At 53.7% G+C, this 18979-nt stretch carries 17 protein-coding genes and 1 tRNA gene; 17 read left to right on the top strand and 1 reads right to left on the bottom strand.

The window, feature by feature from the left end; all coding sequences use genetic code 11:
* Positions 1-7: 7 nt before the first annotated feature.
* Genes A3EQ_RS0118740 through mnhG form a run of 7 tightly spaced genes read left to right on the top strand, consistent with a single transcriptional unit; the run spans position 8 to position 5799 of the window.
* On the top strand, positions 8-2413 hold the full coding sequence (locus A3EQ_RS0118740; protein WP_020156675.1) for a Na+/H+ antiporter subunit A: 2406 nt from the start codon (positions 8-10) through the stop codon (positions 2411-2413).
* A complete protein-coding gene (locus A3EQ_RS0118735; protein ID WP_020156674.1) occupies positions 2400-2837 on the top strand; it encodes a Na(+)/H(+) antiporter subunit B in 438 nt (145 codons plus the stop codon). Before A3EQ_RS0118740 ends, A3EQ_RS0118735 begins: the two co-directional genes overlap by 14 nt.
* The gene (locus A3EQ_RS0118730) at positions 2825-3163 is read left to right on the top strand and encodes a Na(+)/H(+) antiporter subunit C (RefSeq protein WP_020156673.1); all 339 of its coding nucleotides are present in this window, start codon (positions 2825-2827) and stop codon (positions 3161-3163) included. Before A3EQ_RS0118735 ends, A3EQ_RS0118730 begins: the two co-directional genes overlap by 13 nt.
* Positions 3156-4646, top strand: a complete 1491-nt coding sequence (locus A3EQ_RS0118725; protein WP_020156672.1) for a Na+/H+ antiporter subunit D — start codon at positions 3156-3158, stop codon at positions 4644-4646. Before A3EQ_RS0118730 ends, A3EQ_RS0118725 begins: the two co-directional genes overlap by 8 nt.
* 46 nt (positions 4647-4692) lie before the next feature.
* Positions 4693-5172, top strand: a complete 480-nt coding sequence (locus A3EQ_RS0118720) for a Na+/H+ antiporter subunit E (protein WP_020156671.1) — start codon at positions 4693-4695, stop codon at positions 5170-5172.
* Positions 5172-5450, top strand: coding sequence for a Na(+)/H(+) antiporter subunit F1 (locus A3EQ_RS0118715; protein ID WP_020156670.1), 279 nt, complete (start codon positions 5172-5174; stop codon positions 5448-5450). Before A3EQ_RS0118720 ends, A3EQ_RS0118715 begins: the two co-directional genes overlap by 1 nt.
* Positions 5434-5799 carry a monovalent cation/H(+) antiporter subunit G gene (mnhG, locus tag A3EQ_RS0118710; protein ID WP_040369658.1) on the top strand — a complete coding sequence of 122 codons (366 nt, stop codon included), beginning with the start codon at positions 5434-5436 and terminating at the stop codon, positions 5797-5799. Before A3EQ_RS0118715 ends, mnhG begins: the two co-directional genes overlap by 17 nt.
* 326 nt (positions 5800-6125) lie before the next feature.
* Here mnhG and A3EQ_RS0118700 read toward each other — a convergent pair whose 3' ends face one another.
* Positions 6126-7592, bottom strand: coding sequence for a nicotinate phosphoribosyltransferase (locus tag A3EQ_RS0118700; protein ID WP_040369656.1), 1467 nt, complete (start codon positions 7590-7592; stop codon positions 6126-6128).
* Positions 7593-8451: 859 nt separating this feature from the next.
* On the opposite strand from A3EQ_RS0118700, the gene A3EQ_RS0118675 reads away from it, so the two are divergent.
* The 10 genes from A3EQ_RS0118675 to A3EQ_RS0118625 all read left to right on the top strand — a co-directional run bounded on the left by A3EQ_RS0118675 (position 8452) and on the right by A3EQ_RS0118625 (position 18608).
* A tRNA-Pro gene (locus tag A3EQ_RS0118675) sits at positions 8452-8525 on the top strand.
* A 103-nt stretch (positions 8526-8628) separates the two neighbouring features.
* Positions 8629-10665 carry a sigma 54-interacting transcriptional regulator gene (locus tag A3EQ_RS21455; RefSeq protein WP_020156663.1) on the top strand — a complete coding sequence of 679 codons (2037 nt, stop codon included), beginning with the start codon at positions 8629-8631 and terminating at the stop codon, positions 10663-10665.
* Between the two features lie 269 nt (positions 10666-10934).
* Positions 10935-11930 (top strand): dihydroxyacetone kinase subunit DhaK, encoded by a 996-nt coding sequence (dhaK, locus tag A3EQ_RS0118665; RefSeq protein ID WP_020156662.1) that lies wholly within the window; start codon positions 10935-10937, stop codon positions 11928-11930.
* Positions 11931-11976: 46 nt separating this feature from the next.
* Complete coding sequence (dhaL, locus tag A3EQ_RS0118660) at positions 11977-12603, top strand: dihydroxyacetone kinase subunit DhaL (RefSeq protein ID WP_020156661.1); 627 nt, start codon at positions 11977-11979, stop codon at positions 12601-12603.
* Positions 12603-12995 (top strand): dihydroxyacetone kinase phosphoryl donor subunit DhaM, encoded by a 393-nt coding sequence (gene dhaM / locus A3EQ_RS0118655; RefSeq protein WP_020156660.1) that lies wholly within the window; start codon positions 12603-12605, stop codon positions 12993-12995. Before dhaL ends, dhaM begins: the two co-directional genes overlap by 1 nt.
* A gap of 22 nt (positions 12996-13017) precedes the next feature.
* Positions 13018-13278: an HPr family phosphocarrier protein gene (locus A3EQ_RS0118650; RefSeq protein ID WP_020156659.1), complete on the top strand. Its 261-nt coding sequence runs from the start codon at positions 13018-13020 to the stop codon at positions 13276-13278.
* Positions 13279-13402: 124 nt separating this feature from the next.
* Positions 13403-13957, top strand: coding sequence for a glycerol-3-phosphate responsive antiterminator (locus A3EQ_RS0118645; RefSeq protein WP_020156658.1), 555 nt, complete (start codon positions 13403-13405; stop codon positions 13955-13957).
* 217 nt (positions 13958-14174) lie between these two features.
* Positions 14175-14972: an MIP/aquaporin family protein gene (locus A3EQ_RS0118640; protein ID WP_020156657.1), complete on the top strand. Its 798-nt coding sequence runs from the start codon at positions 14175-14177 to the stop codon at positions 14970-14972.
* A gap of 25 nt (positions 14973-14997) precedes the next feature.
* A complete protein-coding gene (glpK, locus tag A3EQ_RS0118635; RefSeq protein ID WP_020156656.1) occupies positions 14998-16488 on the top strand; it encodes a glycerol kinase GlpK in 1491 nt (496 codons plus the stop codon).
* Positions 16489-16943: 455 nt separating this feature from the next.
* Positions 16944-18608, top strand: coding sequence for a glycerol-3-phosphate dehydrogenase/oxidase (locus A3EQ_RS0118625; RefSeq protein WP_020156654.1), 1665 nt, complete (start codon positions 16944-16946; stop codon positions 18606-18608).
* Positions 18609-18979: the final 371 nt, after the last annotated feature.

Below are 18979 nucleotides of genomic sequence, written 5' to 3'. Positions count from 1 at the left end.
GTCGCTGTTGCATTTTTTCCTGTTTTTGCTGGGGATACCCTTTTTGTTCATCCTTCTTGTACCAATATTATATAAACTTTTCAACCCGCGCGTCCATATCGGCTGGTTTGTCCTGGCGGCGCCGGTCATCCTGTTCGTCCATCTTTTCCGGTTTCTCCCGGAGGTCCGCTCCGGAAGCGTTCCGGTCTTCACCGTGCCGTGGATCCCTTCCCTGGGGATGAACCTTACGGCAACGGTGGACGGGCTGAGCCTGCTGTTCGGCCTGTTGATTACCGGCATGGGTGCATTGGTCATTCTGTATTCCGTTTATTATATGTCCAAAACCCGCGATGCCCTGCACAACTTCTATATCTATTTGCTGCTGTTCATGGGGGCCATGCTCGGGGTCGTTTTTTCCGACCATCTTCTCGTCTTGTATGTGTTTTGGGAATTGACGAGCATCGCTTCGTTTTTGCTGATCGCCTTCTGGTATGAGCGGAAGACTTCCCGCGCCGGCGCGCTGAAAGCCTTATTGATCACGGTTTCCGGAGGCTTTAGCATGCTGGCCGGCTTCATCATCCTGGGGATGATTTCGGGGACGGCCAGCATCCGGGAAATCATCGCCCAGGCCGGTGAGCTCCGCGGCGATCCGCTGTTCGTTCCGGCAATGGTGCTCATCCTTGTCGGCGCCTTTGCCAAATCGGCCCAGTTCCCCTTCAGTATCTGGCTCCCCGATGCGATGGAAGCGCCGACGCCGATCAGCGCCTATCTTCATTCGGCCACGATGGTCAAAGCCGGCCTCTATTTGGTTGCCCGGCTGACGCCCGTCTTTGGAGGAACGGCCCTTTGGTTTTGGCTCGTATCCGGAGCAGGGATCGTCACCCTCCTGTACGGTTCCATCACCGCGGTGAAACAGGCGGATCTGAAAGCCTTGTTGGCCTATTCGACGGTAAGCCAGTTGGGGCTCATCATGAGCCTTTTGGGCATCGGATCCCTCGCCTGGCTGTACGAAAATGAAGCCCTCGCCTCGGCGTTTGCCGTGGCCATGTTCGCCGGCATCTTCCATTTGTTCAACCACTCGGTCTTTAAGGGAAGCCTGTTCATGACCGTCGGCATCATCGACCATGAAACCGGCACGCGCGATATTCGCAGGCTCGGCGGGCTCATGAACGTGATGCCTGTCACCTTCACCGTCGCGCTCATCGGCGCCTTCTCCATGGCGGGGCTGCCGCCGTTCGGCGGATTTTTGAGCAAGGAAATGTTCTTTGAAGGGACGCTGAAAACAAGCGCCGTCGCCGATTTCGGGCTGGACGCCTTCGGCGCGGTCTTCCCCGCGTTCGCTTTGGCGGCCAGCGTGTTCACGTTTGTGTATTGTATGATTTTTGTCTTTAAAACGTTTGCCGGAAAATACCGCCCGGAAACATTCAAACGCAAAATCCACGAAGCGCCGCCAGGGATGCTGATCCCGGCGCTTTTGCTGGCTGCTGTCACGGTACTTGTCTTCTTCTTCCCCGACGTGCCGGCCGAATGGATCCTCCGGCCAGCGTCATTGGCCGCCGTTCCCGCATCTGTCGGAAGATTCGGGGAAATTTCCGCCTGGCACGGGTTCTCTCCGCCTTTGCTCATGACCGCGGGAGTGGTTTTGGCTGGCGTTTTGCTGTATCGGACGTTGGAGAAATGGTCGCCCCTTTACCGCCATTATCCCCAAAAATTCACATTGAACGCCATCTATGTCTGGATGCTGGAACAATATGAATCCCTTTCCCGGACGTTGACGGATCGCTATATGACCGGTTCGGCGCGGCATTATCTGATGTACATTTTCCTCTTTTTCATCCTGGGAGTCGGCGGCTTTTTGCTGGCCTCGGGCGGTTTGGGCGCGGATTTGGCCAACGACGCCCCGATCGGCCTGTTTGATGCGGTGGTTGTGGTTTCCATCATTTTGGCCGCCCTGACCGCCGCCATGACGAATAACCGCATTACGGCCATCGTCGCCTTGAGCGTGGCGGGCTATATGGTCGTCATTTTGTTCGTCATTTTCCGGGCGCCGGATTTGGCGCTCACCCAAATGGTGGTCGAGACGGTCACGACCGTGCTGTTTTTGCTCTGCTTTTACCATTTGCCCCAGCTGGAAAAACGTATGGAAAAACCGAAATTCAAGCTAACCAACTTCCTTACCGCCGCCGGGGTCGGCCTCGTCGTGACGCTGTTTACGCTGGCGGCGTTCGATCACAAGCTGTTCAAACCGATCACGGCCTTCTTCGAAAATTCCTATGAATTGGCCGGGGCTAAAAATATCGTCAATGCCATTATCGTCGATTTCCGCGGTTTTGATACCTTGCTGGAAATCTCCGTGCTGACGGCGGCCGGCCTCGGGGTCTATACCCTCGTCCGGCTCGGCATGAAAGGGAGGGATGCGGATGAAACCGAATGACGTGATCTTGCATATGGCCGCTAAAATCGCCGTCATCATCATTTTCACCTTCGCCATCTATTTGTTCATGTCGGGGCATCACCATCCCGGCGGCGGTTTCATCGGCGGGCTGACCTTCTCCAGCGGGATCGTCCTGTTATACCTGGCTTTCGATATCGAATCGATCCGGAAAAACTTGCCGGTCGATTTCAAAAAAGTCGCCGCCTTCGGCATCATCCTCTCGATCCTGACGGGGGCTGCCGCCATGCTTTCCGGCGAACCGTTTTTGACGCAAACCTTCGGAAAAGTCGATCTTCCGATTTTCGGCGAAACGGAGCTGGCATCGGCCGTGCTGTTCGATACGGGCGTCGCGCTGGCGGTCATCGGCACCGCCGTCAATATCATTTTAAGCATTAGCGAGGATCAGAAATCATGGAAACGTTGATTGCGGTACTTGTCGGAATTTTGTTTGCCGTCGGCACTTACCTGATTTTGACCCGGCAGATGCTCCGGGTGATTTTGGGGATTTCCCTGTTGGGACACGCCGTCAACCTCCTCATTTTGGCGACCGGCGGGCTAAAAAAAGGCCGGCCCCCGCTCCTTTCGGAAAACGGGGCAGCCTTTGCGGATGCCTTGCCCCAGGCCCTGATTTTGACGGCCATCGTGATCAACTTTGCGGTGACGGCTTTCCTGCTTGTGCTCAGCTACCGCACGTACCAAAAATACGGAACCGATTCTTTGGATGACTTGAGGGGTAATGATGATGAATAATCTGTTGATCATGCCGATCTTGATCCCGTTATTTGCCGGGATGATGCTCATCTTGTTCAAACAGCATATCCTCCTTCAGCGCGCCCTCAGCGTCATCGCCCTCATCCTGACGGGCGCGTCCGCAGCGGCGCTGATCCGCCGGATCGAAACCGAGGGCATCCAGACGCTGCAGCTCGGGGGCTGGCAGGCGCCGTACGGGATCAGCCTCGTCGCCGATATGTTCAGCGTCTTGCTCGTGCTTACGGCGAGCATAGTCGCCATCGGCTGCCTTTTGTTCGCCTTCCGCACCATCGGCAGGGAAAGGGAAAGCAATTATTTTTATCCGCTGGTCCTGTTTCTCATCACAGGCGTGAACGGTTCGTTTTTGACCGGCGATCTGTTCAATTTATACGTATTTTTTGAACTTCTGCTGATCGCTTCGTACGTGCTGGTTTCCCTCGGCGGAACGAAGATCCAGCTCCGGGAAGCGATGACATACGTCATCATCAACGTCATTTCCTCGTCTTTCTTCCTTGTCGCCATCGGCTATCTTTATTCGATGGCGGGGACTTTGAACCTCGCCCATCTTTCTTTGCGGGTGGAGGAAGCGGGGCAGGACGGTCTTCTCACGGCCGCCGCCCTGTTGCTCCTCATGGTTTTGGCCATTAAGGCCGGTCTGTTTCTCTTCTACTGGCTGCCCGGCGCATACAGCGCGCCGCCCGCAGCGGCCGCCGCTCTTTTTGCGGCCCTGTTGACGAAGGTGGGCATTTACGCCATCATCCGGATCTTTACCCTCGTCTTCGTCCATCATCCGCAAATCACCCATATGGCCATCGGCATCCTCGCCGCCCTGACGATGCTGTTGGGCGGCTTGGGCGCCAGCGGATATTGGGACATCAAGAAAATATTGACCTACAACGTCATTATCGGCGCAGGCTTCATCCTGGCCGGTCTGGCCGCTTTCTCCCTCGAAGGCCTTGCCGGTTCCGTCTATTACCTCATCCATGACATGATCAGCAAAGCCCTCGTCTTTCTGATCGGAGGAACCATGATTCATTTGACGGGGACGTCCGATCTGAAAAACATGAGCGGCCTGATCCGCACCCACCCCGTTTTGGGCTGGATCTTTTTCACGGCAGCAATGGCCCTTGCCGGCATCCCGCCTTTGAGCGGCTTCCTCGGCAAAGTGTACATCACCGCCGGAACATTCGAATCCGGCAGCTATTGGCTCGGGGGAATCGGACTGTTCGCCAGCATGATGATCCTGTATTCCGTCCTGAAAATTTTTATGAACGCCTTCTGGGGGGAAACCGTCCTGAGCAAAGAAGAAGAAAAAGGGACGACGAAGGGGCTCATGCTGCCGATCGTCGCCTTCGCCGCCTTTACGGTCATCCTCGGGGCCGGGGCGGAATGGTTTTTCCCCTATGCGGAAATGGCGGCCAAGGGCCTTTTGAATCCCGATTTGTATATCGATGCGGTGTTTGCCGGAAATCCTGTCCCCTGATGGGAGGCGAGCCATAAGGAAGGAATAAGAAAAAGGGGGGATCTTGATGCCGGGCCAGGTATTGATCAATCTGCTGATTGCCGCCCTGTGGATGTTCTTGCACGATTCTTGGAGCTTTCTTTCCTTTTTCGGCGGCTATTTGGTCGGGATCTTCATCCTGTTTTTCATCCGCCGGTTTTTTAAAAAGCCCTTTTACATCATCATGATCGCAAGGACCGTGAAACTCCTCGCGATTTTCATCGTCGAGCTCATCTCATCCAGTTTTCTTGTCATGCGGCAGGTGCTAAGGCCAAACATCAATGTCAAACCCGGGATTTTTCGCCTCGAGACGGATTTGGACAGCGATATCGAGGTGACCCTTTTGGCCATGCTGATCACGCTGACCCCGGGTTCGGTCGTCATGGAAATCACGCCGGACAGCAGGGCCTTATACATCCATGCCATGGATATCCCGGAATCGCGGGATGCGGTGCTCCGTTCGCAAAAAGTTTTCGAAAAGGCGATAAAGGATGTGACGCGTTTATAATGTTTGAAGTACTGATGATCGTGGCGCTAAGTCTGTTGTCCATCGCGATTTTGCTGAATATTTACCGGGCGGTCAAAGGGCCTTCGGGCGCCGACCGGGTGCTGGCGCTGGACGCCATCGGGATCAATCTCATCGCCGGGTCCGCCATACTATCCGTGCTGCTGCACACCCACGCCTTTTTGGATTTGATCCTGCTTGTCGGCATCCTTTCTTTCATCGGGACGATCGCCTTTGCCCGATTTGTGGAAAGGGGTGTCGTCATTGAGAGGAAGCGCTGAAGTGATCGCCGCCCTCTTCATCTTGTTCGGGGTTTCGATGAGCCTCATCGGCGCCATCGGGCTCACCCGCCTGCCGGACGTGTACACCCGGTCCCATGCGGCGTCCAAGAGTGCGACATTGGGCGTACTCTGCACGTTGACCGGCACGCTCCTGTATTTCCTCATTTCGGAAGGCTATTTCTCCATCCGGCTCATTTTGGGCATCTTTTTTGTATTTTTGACATCCCCCGTGGCATCGCACATGATCATCCGGGCGGCTTACCGCAGCCGTGTGCCGATGGCGGAAACGAGCGTCCAGGACGATCTGCAGGAATATATGCGCAAAAAGGCAGGGCAGGCGGAACGGTGAAATTCGCCGGCCGGAGGCCCGGCCCTCTTTGGCGCCCCTTTTCCGTTTATTTTTCCGAATCTTCCCAACGCCGTCTTGTCCGAATGGCGGCGGGAGCAAAAATACACCAACCTTGACCGGCTCTTTTTTAAAGGGTGGAGAGGGATTTTGCTCGGGGCTCCTTTCAAGGGGGGTCCCGTGAAAATTTTGGTCCGTCATCCGCCAACCGGCAAAAAAGAAAGGGGGCTTAACGCCGCCTCCCTTTCCTTTTCGGATTCCTAATGGCCGGATCGCCGGCGGAAGGAACGGTCCTTCCGCCATCAGCGGAGATGGCTCCGTCCGACCGATCAGGAAAATTGCTGTTTAATTTTTTTGATATTGTTCATCCGGTTATCCCAACAGGCTTGGCTCAAATCGACGGGATAATGTTCCGGATTCAGGGACCGTTTGTATTCTTCCCAGAACATTTGCAAATTGGATTTCACGAAATTTTGGATTTCCTTCAAGGGCGGAAGGGAATAAACGAGCTTGCCGTCTTTAAAGATCTCATGATGCAAATCGTAAATTTCAAAATTGCTCACGTACTTGCAAATATACGTGTGGGTCGGATGGAACAGTTTCAAGGTTTTTTCCTTTTCCGGCCGCTCCCATTCCATGGCGATGTAATCCCCGACCGCTTTTTTCGTCGTTTTGCTGATGATGCGGTAGACCTTTTTCAATCCCGGGGTGGTGACCTTCTCCGGATTGCTGGAAATCTTGATCGTGTCCACGAATTTCCCGTCCTCTTCGATGGCCGCCATTTTGTATACCGCGCCCAAGGCGGGCTGGTCGTAAGCGGTGATCAATTTTGTCCCGATACCCCAAGCATCGATCTTCGCCCCTTGCGATTTCAAATGGAGAATCGTATATTCATCCAAGTCGCTGGAAGCATAAATTTTCGTTTTATGGAATCCCGCTTCATCCAGCATTTTCCTGGCTTCCTTCGACAGGTAGGCCAAATCCCCGCTGTCCAGCCGGATCCCGACAAAATTGATTTTATCGCCAAATTCCTTGGCCACCCGGATCGCGTTCGGAATGCCGGACTTCAGCGTATCGTAAGTATCCACAAGGAAAACGCAGTTTTTGTTGCGCAAAGCGTAGCTGCGGAAGGCTTCGTATTCGTCCCGATACGCTTGTACCATGGAATGGGAGTGGGTGCCCGCCACGGGAATGCCGAACAGTTTCCCCGCGCGGACGTTGGATGTGGCTTCAAAGCCGCCGATATAGGCCGCCCGCGTCCCCCAAATCGCCGCATCCAGCTCCTGGGCCCTCCGGGTTCCGAATTCCATCGCCAGTTCATCGCCGATGACCTGCTTGATCCTGGACGCCTTCGTCGCGATCAAGGTTTGATAATTGATGATGTTCAATATGGCGGTTTCGATGATCTGGGCTTGGATGAGGGGCGCTTCGATCCGCATGATCGGTTCGCCCGCAAAAACGATCTCCCCTTCCCGCATCGACCGGACCGTCCCGGTAAAGCGGAGGCCTTTTAAATAATTTAAAAATCCCTCGCTGAATTCCCCCAGTTCCCGCAAATATTCAATATCGCTTTCCGTAAACCTGAAGTTTTCCAAATATTGGACGACCCGCTCCAATCCGGCAAAAACGGCGTAGCCGTTGCCGAAGGGAAGTTTGCGGAAGAATACTTCAAATACCGCCTTTTTTTCGTGGATATTGTCTTCCCAATAAGCCTGGGCCATGTTGATTTGATAATAATCGGTATGCAACGCCAATCCGTCGTCCGGATGTCGGTATTTCAACTTGAATCCCTCCATATAAGCTTCTGCCAGGCACCATCTGCTTCCTGACCGGGAAAAATTTTGCCGAGGGGCCGGTTTCCGTTCAACAGCGCAAAAAGGACGAACGAACCTTTTACTAATAGTATACCAATCGCTTCCATCCGCCGCCAATAAAGTTGGCTTATTTTCAACGTGAATAAAGGAAATTTCTTCGGGACCTGGGACCCGGAATCGCCCGTCCGCTCACCCGGACACCCTTTTCCCGCGGGATTCGGAAAGGATCACCGGAAGGGCCGAATTCTTTAAAAAACCATCATTTTCCTCCCGTGGAAACGCCGGGACGCCCGTTTCATTCCCCGCGGTTGCCCCACCCTGCCTTTCATCGGCCGGCACGGCCGGATCTTCGTCCGGCAGGGGAGGATCTGCCTTTTTCTGGAAGGAATGTCCGGCATTTTTCCTCCGGCTTGGATGGGTTCAGCATGCTCAACATTCAGGCTGAAGGTTCATGGGGTCGTCCGGTATTTTCGAAAAAACGTTCCGGATTTGTGCCGGTTTTCACGGCGAAGGGACAAACATGCCGACCGGATCAAAATCCTCCGGCATTTCCACTAACCGGTTCATCCTTTCAATCTTTCCGTTCATCGCGGAAACATTTCACCGGCAAAAAAGAAAAATATCCGTCATCCGCAGCCGCCGCAAAGAAAATGTTCACGAACGCGGCGGCCGGCATCCTTTGTCCATGGAATTTCGATTTCCAATAAATTTTTAAAATAAGCCAATTTTTCGATATCGGTTCTTTCCGCATCTTACCGTTGTCAACCGGACGGCTATCCATTATAATATGTTTTGTAGCCCATGAGACCGCTTGGGCATTCAATAAAACAAGTCCGAATACCGGGATGTAGCTCAGCTTGGTAGAGCACTAGCATGGGGTGCTAGGGGTCGCAGGTTCAAATCCTGTCATCCCGATTTTTTTTGCCTTTTTTCCCCTCTCCCCTTTCCTTTTACGAAAAAAAATCAACCAAAACCCGATGAAATGCTTTAAAATGGAAATTGGGGAGGTTCCTTTCCAATGGAAATCCGTCTGAAAATCAACAGAAAAAACGGCCTCCATATCCGCATGGGAGCCGCGTTCATCTCCTTTCTGCAAAGCCTCATTCCCGATAAGGAAAAACTTCAGCGCACCTATGTGATTTATAACGGCAAGAAAGTCCAGGCGAACAACCTGCTGTCGCTGGTGGCCCTGAAAATAAAGCAGGGCGACGAATTTACCCTCGTTTTGGATGAAAATACCGACCGAAAAACCGTCGAGCAAATCCAAGCCTTTTTTAACCAAGCCGCTTCGGAGGATACCCGGCAAACGGAAACGGACCGCCTTTTGATGGAGAACTCGGTCACCCTCCATGAAGCCGTCTCTTCCATCCCGAACGGCATTATCGTCGTCAACAAAGAAAACGTTATCATCTACGTGAATAAAGCGGCGGCCGAACTGCTGGAAAAAGAACCCCAGGATATTTTGAACCGCCGGGCCGACGAAGTCATCCCCCATTCCTGCTTGCATAAAATCCTGCAGACGGGAAAGACGGAAATCACGGAAAAACAGCAGATCAACCACTACACCGTCATCACCACCCGCTCGCCGATCCTATTAAACGATCAGATCATCGGCGCCGTCGCCATCTTCCAGGATATCTCCAGCATCGAAAAGATCAGCAAGGAGCTGAATGAAGTCAAGGAACTGCAGGAAAAATTGAACCTGGTCTTGCAGTCGGTCACCGACCTGATCGGCCTGACCGATGAAAAGGGGGATTTCATTTTCAGCAACGAAGGCATGGACAAGCTTCTCAAGAAGCGGGAAGGAAAAAGGAACATCCGGGAAATCATCGGCAAAACCGGCTGGGAAGACCTCATCCGTCGCCGGAATCCGTTTATGAAGGTCACGAAACACAAGGGACAGTCCTTTATCACAAAGGTGAATCCGGTCATCGTGGAAAAGGAAATCCGCGGCACGGTGGCGACGATGACCCCGCTGGATGACGTGAAACAGCTGCTGGAAAAAATCGACATCATGGAACAGCGGACGAGATACCTGGAACAGGAATTATCGAAACATAAGGGATTGAGCTCCGCCTTCCATAAAATCATCGGCAACAGCGAAACTTTGAAAGACGCCCTGACCATCGCCGACAAAGTGGCGAAAACCCATTCCACCGTCCTCATCACGGGCGAAAGCGGCACGGGGAAGGAACTCGTCGCCCGGGCGATCCATGAAGCGAGCCCGCGGAAGAACCATCCCTTCATCCGGGTCAATTGCGCCGCGATCCCGCCCCAATTGATGGAAAGCGAACTTTTCGGCTACGAAAAGGGCGCCTTTACGGGCGCGTACAAAACCCATCGGGGAAAATTCGAACTGGCCGACAAGGGAACGATCTTCCTCGATGAGATCGGCGACTTAAATTTGGAATTGCAAGGGAAGCTTTTGCGCGTCCTGCAAGAGAAGGAAATCGTCCGCATCGGCGGATTTTCCACGATCCACCTCGATGTGCGGGTGATCGCCGCCACCAACCGGGATCTGGCGAAGATGGTGGAGGAAGGGACCTTCCGCGAGGATCTGTACTACCGGCTGAACGTGGTGCCGATCCATCTCCCCCCTTTGCGGGCGAGAAAGGAGGACATTCCCCTCCTCGTCGAAGCCTTCCGGGTGGAATTGAACGCGCGGCTGGGAAAAAATATCAAAGGCTATGAAAAAGGTTTCATCGAAGCCCTGTGCAATTACCATTGGCCCGGGAACATCCGGGAACTGCAAAACATCATGGAGCGCCTCTTCAACTTGGCCGACGGGGACTATCTCCTGTGCAAAGATCTGCCCCATTACATCTCGAATCCCCACGCGCCGGATTCTTCCAAGGGGCAGGAAGAGACGATCGTTCTCAGCAAGGATAAGCCGCTTCACGAATACGAAAAACAAATTTTCGCCTACGCCTGCCAGTTTTATCCGAGTTTCAATCAATTGGCCAAATCCTTGGGCATCACCCATAAGACCGCGGCCAGCAAAATCCGGAAATACAAACTGGAACATCTGATTGGTAAAAAATATCAAGGAGATTGATAAAATTTATCAAATTTTTTTCGATTCTGTTGGAAGCGCATACATTTTTCGGTGTTTTTCCTGTTGGCACAGTTTTTGCATTATAAAGTTTTGGTGAAAGCGGTTAACAAACCGTGAACGAAAGGAGGTCGATTGGGGTCCATAGGGGAAGTTCATCTTTCAGCCGAAGGCCCGCGCGGCCGAAAATCCGCGGGGACCGGAACGGACTTTTCAAAAGATTGATTTCTTGCAGCAATCCGTCATAAAAATAGCAATGAGGAGGTTGGCTCATGAAAAAATTGATCAACAATCCCGATCGAGTCGTTGAAGAAATGATTGAAGGAATGGTTGCCGCCTACCCCAATCGGATTCGGCGCCTGCCGGGAACGACGGTGCTGGTCAGGAAGGACGCCCCCGTCCAGGGAAAAGTGGGGCTGGTAAGCGGCGGCGGAAGCGGCCATGAACCGTCCCACGCCGGCTATTTGGGAAAAGGCATGTTGGATGCCGCCGTATGCGGCGAAGTGTTCACTTCCCCCACCCCCGATCAGGTTTATGAAGCCATCAAGGCCGTCGACAGCGGAAAAGGGGTGCTATTGATCATCAAAAACTATACCGGCGATATCATGAATTTCGAAATGGCCGCGGAAATGGCGGAAGCGGAAGGCATCAAGGTGGCCAAGGTCGTCGTGAATGACGACGTCGCGGTGGAAAACAGCACCTACACGACCGGACGGAGAGGAATCGCCGGCACCGTCTTCGTCCATAAAATCGCCGGCGCCATGGCGGAAAGAGGAGCTTCCCTGGAGGAAGTGGAAGCGGCCGCCAAGAAAGTGATCGAAAACGTCCGTTCGATGGGGATGGCCCTGACGCCCTGCATCGTACCCGCAGCCGGCAAACCGGGTTTTGAACTGGGCGAAAAGGAAATGGAGATCGGCATGGGCATCCACGGCGAACCGGGAATCGAAAAAACGGAGATCCGTCCGGCCGACGAAATCGCCCAGACATTGACGGACAAGATCTTGGATGATCTGCAGCTCGGCGAAAAGGACAAAGTGGCGGTCATGATCAACGGCCTCGGCGGCACGCCGCTTATGGAACTGTATATCATCAACCGGAAAGTGGCGGAAATTTTAAAAGGGAAAAACATCGAGGTCCATGACACCTTTGTCGGCAATTACATGACATCCTTGGAAATGGCCGGCTGCTCCGTCACCTTATTAAAATTGGACGAACAGCTGACGGAACTGTTGGACGCGGAAAGCGACGCCATCGCTTTCAAACGGTAAACGATCCGGAAAACGGCTAGAAATCAACGATTGAGGAGATGTTCGCATGGTACTGGATGTGGAAAAGGCAGCACGGTGGATCCACCGCTTGAACGGGAAAATCCAGGAACAGAAACAGTATTTGACCGACCTTGATCAGGCGATCGGCGACGGCGACCACGGCATCAATCTGGCCCGGGGATTCCAGGAGGCGGCCAACGCGATTTCCGCCAATTCCTACCAGGATCTCGGCGCCTTGTGCAAAGATGTCGCCATGACCTTGATCGGCAAAGTCGGCGGGGCTTCCGGCCCGCTGTACGGCACCGCCTTCATGAAGCTTTCCATGGCCTGGAAGGGGCAAAAGGAAATCGATCGGGAAGCCTTGGCAAAAGGGTTCAAGGATGCCTTGGAAGGACTGAAAATGCGTGGAAAAGCCCAGCCCGGCGATAAAACCATGATCGACGTGTGGGAGCCCGCCGTCGCATATATGGCCGGGGAAGGACCGTTGAACGGCGAAGAGTTGGCGTCCGTCGCCAAAGAAAAGATGGAAGGAACAAAAGAATTGGAGGCGAAAAAGGGGAGGGCCGCCTATCTGGGAAAACGTTCCATCGGCCATATCGATCCCGGGGCGGCATCCTCCTATCTCCTGTTTTCTACTTTGGCCGAAGTGATCGGCGAAGGGGAATCCGCCTGATGGAATACGTAAGCCTCGTCTTGATTTCCCACAGCAAAGAAGTCGCCGAAGGGTTAAAGAAGATCCTGAACCAGGTGCAGCCGGACGTAAAAGTGGCCGCCGCCGGGGGCGCGGACGGGGAAATCGGCACGAATGCCCTGGCCATCAAGGAAGCGATTGAATCGGTTTACTCGGAAAAAGGGGTGGTCATCCTGTTCGACTTGGGCAGCGCCCTCATCAATGCCGAGCTGGCTTTGGAAATGCTCGGCGAAGACAAAGCCGTACGCATCGCCGACGCCCCCCTCGTCGAAGGCGCTTATGCCGCGGTTGTCGAAGCCGGGATGGGAAGCTCTCTGGAGGAAGTCGTCCAATCCTCTGAGCGGGCGAGAAATCTGAAAAAAATGAACGATTAACTACCGAACGGGAGTTGAAAAAATGGTCGAAAAACAGATCCAAGTAAAGCTGAAAGACGGCCTCCACGCCCGGCCGGCCGCCCAATTCGTCAAACTGTTGAGCCGATATCATAGCGATGTATTCCTCGTGAAAAACGACCGGAAAATTGAAGCGAAAAGCATTTTCAATTTAATGAGCGCCGCCGTCCGGGAAGGCGACCTCATTACGGTGGTCGCCGACGGGGACGATGAAAAAGAGGCGCTGGATTTTGTGGTAAAATTTTTGCAGGAGCAAAACGGCTAAAGGGATTCCCTCTGCACTTCCCGGGACTTTCCGCACATCCGGCGGGATTCCGGATCCTCGCCACGGGCTCCGAAGTGGGCCCTTTTTGAGATCCGGATCCCGCCGCCATCAAAGGGGTGTTTCCATGAAGCAATTCCTGATCCCTGCTTCGCCGACGATGAAAGACTTTGAAAAATTTCTCGAAAGCGACTATGAGATCGGCATTCTGTTGGAAGTGCACATCGCCCAATTAAAGCATATTTCCAAAATGGCTGAAAGACACGGCAAAAAAATGATCTTCCATGTCGATCTGATCCACGGCTTGAAAAACGACGACTACGGCACGGAATACATCTGCCAGGAATTCAACCCTTTCGGGCTGATCTCGACGAAAGCGAACGTGATCCTGAAGGCGAAACAGCGGGGCGTCCTTTCCATCCAAAGGATGTTTTTAATCGATTCCCACGCCCTGGGCCAAAGCTACCGGCTCATCGAAAAGACGCGGCCCGATTACATTGAGGTCCTGCCCGGGACGATGCCGTGGATGATCAAGGAAGTGAAGGAAAAAACGAATATTAAAATATTGGCAGGCGGTCTGATCCGAACTCCTGAGGAAGTGAAACGGGCCATTGAGTCGGGGGCTGATGCCGTAACGACCTCCAAGCGGGAACTGTGGGATTATTTTGAAAAAGCCCGCTGAAATCGTTCAAAAAAGTTTCACTTTCTCATTGACACCGCTTTCATCCCTTGTTATTCTAAAGGTAAGTTAATACTCGTGAGGAGATTCGGAGAATCACACAGATTGCCTGTTGTCCAGGTTATTTCTGTGTGATTTTTTTCCGTTCTTTTCATGGCTTTATCCCTTATCTGATCCTGAATCAGGCCAATAAATTCAAATTTTGGGGAGGAGAGATTTTATGTCTGCTTTTTTGGGAGAACTGATTGGAACAGCCGTACTCATTCTTATCGGATGCGGGGTCGTCGCCGGCGTCACCCTGAATAAGACCAAATCCAACGGCGCCGGCTGGGTCGTCATCACCTTCGCCTGGGGACTTGCGGTCACTTTCGGTGTTTTCGCCGTCGGACGAATCAGCGGCGCCCATCTGAATCCCGCCCTGACGCTCGCCCTTGCATTGACGGGGGATTTCCCGTGGAAGGACGTGGTCCCCTATATCGCCGCCCAAATGCTCGGTGCCATCATCGGCGCGACGATCGTCTTTTTCCACTATTTGCCCCATTTTAAAGCTACAAATGACACCGGAGCGAAACTGGGCGTATTTTCGACCGGACCGGCCATCAAACACACCTATTCGAACCTTTTGAGCGAAGTGATCGGAACGTTCCTGCTGGTCTTCGGGATCCTGTTTATCGGGGCCAATGAATTCACGGAAGGCTTGAATCCGGTGGTCGTCGGCCTGCTCATCGTCGCCATCGGTATGGCTCTCGGGGGTACCACCGGTTACGCCATCAACCCGGCCCGTGATTTGGGACCGCGGATCGCCCACTTCATCTTGCCGATTCCCGGCAAAGGCAGCTCCGATTGGGGATATTCCTGGATCCCCGTCGTGGGTCCGCTGATCGGCGGCGCGTTGGGCGGATTGACCTACAAGGCATTGTTCACCGGCGAAATCAACTGGCTGTTCTGGCTGTTGCTCGCGGTGACGCTGATCATCGCTTTCCTGGCGCTCGCAACCAAAGATCAGATCGAAGAATAATCATAGAAAAGGAGAGTGTGCGCAAATGGAAAAATACATTTTAGCCATCGACCAAGGAACCACCAGCTCCAGGGCAATCCTGTTCAACAAAAAGGGGGAGATCGTCCACACCGCCCAAAAGGAGTTTACGCAAATCTTCCCCAATCCCGGCTGGGTCGAACATAATGCCAATGAAATCTGGGGATCGGTTTTGGCCGTCATTGCGACCGTCCTCGCGGAAGCCGATGTCAAACCGGAGCAGGTAGCGGGCATCGGGATCACGAACCAGCGGGAAACGACGGTCGTTTGGGACAAGGAAACCGGCCAGCCCGTATACAACGCCATCGTTTGGCAATCCCGGCAAACCGCCGACATTTGCGAAGAATTGAAGGAAAAAGGCTACAATGACCTGTTCCGCGAAAGGACCGGCCTTCTCATCGACGCCTACTTCTCCGGAACCAAAGTGAAATGGATTTTGGACAATGTGGAAGGGGCCAGGGAAAAAGCGGAACAAGGGAAACTTCTGTTCGGCACGATCGATACTTGGCTGGTTTGGAAACTTTCCGGCGGCCGGGCCCACATCACCGACTATTCCAACGCTTCCCGGACATTGATGTACAACATTTATCAGCTCAAATGGGACGATGAGCTGCTGGACATCCTCGGCGTGCCGAAAAGCATGCTTCCGGAAGTCCGTTCCTCCTCGGAAATTTACGCCCATACGATTCCGCACCATTTCTTCGGCCAAGAAATCCCGATCGCCGGGATCGCCGGCGACCAGCAAGCCGCCCTTTTCGGCCAGGCCTGCTTCCAGGAAGGAATGGCGAAAAACACTTACGGCACCGGATGCTTCATGCTGATGCACACCGGGGAAAAAGCGGTCAAATCCAACCACGGCCTTTTGACCACCATCGCCTGGGGCCTGAACGGGAAAGTGGAATACGCCTTGGAAGGAAGCATCTTCGTCGCCGGTTCCGCCATCCAATGGCTGCGCGACGGGCTCCGGATGTTTAAGGAAGCGAAGGATTCGGAAGAATATGCGAAACGGGTCCCCTCCACGGACGGCGTTTATATGGTCCCCGCCTTCGTCGGATTGGGCACGCCCTATTGGGACAGCGACGTCCGCGGTGCCGTCTTCGGCCTGACCCGGGGCACGACGAAGGAACACTTCATCCGGGCGACCTTGGAATCCTTGGCCTATCAAACGAAGGATGTCCTCGCCGCCATGGAAGCCGATTCGGGAATCGCCCTGAAAGCGCTGCGTGTCGACGGCGGAGCGGTGAAAAACGATTTCCTCATGCAGTTCCAAAGCGATATCCTGAACGTGCCCGTCGACCGCCCGATCATCAACGAAACGACCGCATTGGGTGCCGCCTATTTGGCCGGCCTCGCCGTCGGATATTGGGAAAGCCAGGAAGAAATCGCCAATCAATGGGCCATCGATAAAACCTTTAAGCCGCAAATGGATGAAAACGAGCGGAACAGGCTGTATGAAGGATGGAAAAAGGCGGTCCAAGCGGCAAGGGCATTCAAATGACCTTGCCTCCGGCGGGCGGCGGCCGGTTGAGCCGGTTGCCCGCCGCCCTTTCCTGCCCGCGGGAGGCGGAACGGAAGGCCATGCCGCCTCTTGCCGGGCGCCGGATGCCGCTCCCCTTGACGGCCATCGCAGATGGAAAAAAACTTCCGGCGGAAACAGGGAAAATCGCTCTTCCGCGGACATCGGGGATGCGGTTTTCATCCGTCGCGGTTAGCGCCCTATCCCACGGCCGGTTGAAACCGGGCCGCCCGTTGCCGGAAACCGTTCCGGCTCAGGAACGAAAACCCGTTCCTTTCCAATCGGCCGCAACTTATGTTATAATAAAGGTAAGTTAATATTCGGCAGGAGAATCGGAGAGACCAGGCTGCATTATAGAGCATGCTTCTATAATGCATGTCCAGGTCTCTTTTTTTCTAATGCCACGTTAAAAAAGGTAATAAAGGAGGATGACTGAAATGCCGGATAATTTTTCCGCAGCGAAAAGAAAAGACATCTTTAAGCGTTTGGGTGAGGAAGAATATGATTTGCTCATCATCGGAGGAGGGATCACCGGAGCCGGGATCGCCCTCGATGCGGCCCTCCGCGGGATGAAAACCGCCCTCGTGGAAATGCAGGATTTCGCCGCCGGAACTTCCAGCCGTTCCACGAAACTCGTCCACGGCGGCCTGCGCTATTTAAAACAATTTCAAGTCGGGCTCGTCGCCGAGGTCGGAAAGGAACGGGCCATCGTTTATGAAAACGGCCCCCATGTCACCACCCCCGAGAAGATGCTGCTTCCCCTGTACAAAGAAGGGACCTTCGGCAAATTTACGACCGCCATCGGACTGACCATTTACGACTTTTTGGCCGGGGTCAAAAAATCGGAACGGAAAAGGATGCTTTCCAGGGAAGAAACCTTGAACAAGGAACCGCTGTTGAAAAAAGACGGGCTGATCGGCGGCGGTTACTATGTGGAATACCGGACGGACGACGCCCGCCTGACGATCGAAGTCATGAAAGCCGCCGCGGCTGCGGGAGCCGATATCATCAACTACGTCAAGGCGGAAGAATTCCTTTACGCAAACAAAAAGGCCGCCGGCGCCCGGGTCAAAGACATGATCAGCGGGGAAACGGCGGAGATTCGGGCAAAAAAGGTGGTCAATGCCGCAGGACCTTGGGTGGATGAAGTGCGGGACAAGGATTATTCCAAAAACAATAAGCGGCTGCAATTATCAAAAGGCATCCACCTCGTTTTCGATCAAAGGAAATTCCCCCTCCGGCAATCGGTTTATTTTGACACCCCCGACGGCAGGATGGTTTTTGCCATTCCACGGGACGGGAAAACTTACGTGGGTACGACGGACACTTTCTACAACGAACGCCCGATCAACCCGAAGATGTTGAAAGAGGACCGGGATTATTTAATCCGGGCCGTCCGTTTCATGTTCCCGGATGTGGATGTGACCGAAAAAGACGTGGAATCCAGCTGGGCCGGGGTCCGTCCGCTGATCTATGAAGAAGGAAAAGATCCGGGCGAAATCTCCCGGAAAGACGAAATCTGGGAAAGCGAAAGCGGGCTGATTACCATCGCCGGAGGAAAACTTACCGGTTACCGGAAAATGGCGGAAAATGTGGTCAACCTTGTCGCCAAACGGCTTGAAAATGAGACGGGAAAGAGCTTCAGGCCTTGCCAAACGAAGCATTACCCGATTTCCGGAGGCGACGTGGGCGGATCGGCGAATCTGAACGCCTTTATCGCAAAAAAGGCGGAAGAGGGGCAAAATTACGGATTTTCCCGGGAGGAAGGCGGTCGGCTCGCCCACAGGTACGGAGCCAACGTGGACCGATTGTTCCGCTACGGAAAACAATATGAGGAAAGCGGCGAAACAGCCCTTCCGCGTCCGGTATATGCCCAGCTGATGTATGCCATCGAACACGAAATGACGGTAAAACCGGTGGACTTCTTCATCCGCAGGACGGGGGCCCTCTATTTCAACATCAACTGGGTCCGTACCTGGAAGGAGGAAGTGATCCGCTTCATGGGCCAATACTTCGGATGGTCCGAAAAGGAGCAAGCGGCCTACACGGAAGAACTGAACAGGGAATTGACCGATGCGGTCACACCGGCAGATCTCCAATAAGCGAAGAAAGGCGGGATAATAAGGGAGCGGCCCGCCGAAAGGGAACGCCTCCCGCCCCGCCGGGTTTTCTTGCGCTGTGATCGGCCGCCATGCAAAAAAAGGAGGGCCAAGCCATGTTCCCTTGGCGCCCTCCTTTTTCTTTTCCCTTGAAATGAAACTTCTTGAAGAAATAAAGATCAACGGTCCCGCGATCTTCCCGCCCCGCGGCCATCCATTTAAGGCCTTCATAAAGAAAAAAGACGACGGGGCATCGATCACCCCGCCCCCTTTATGAATAAGGGCTTTCCAAAAGAAATGAACAATGGAGGAATATCCATCTTTTCCCCTTCGCGGCGATCCCGTCAAAGACGCAGCGAAAGGAAAAAAAGATC

Source organism: Caldibacillus debilis DSM 16016, assembly GCF_000383875.1.
GTDB classification, from domain to species: Bacteria; Bacillota; Bacilli; order Bacillales; family Caldibacillaceae; genus Caldibacillus; species Caldibacillus debilis.
Note: the sequence above shows the minus strand (reverse complement) of the source record. Positions and strands in the feature narration are given on the sequence as shown.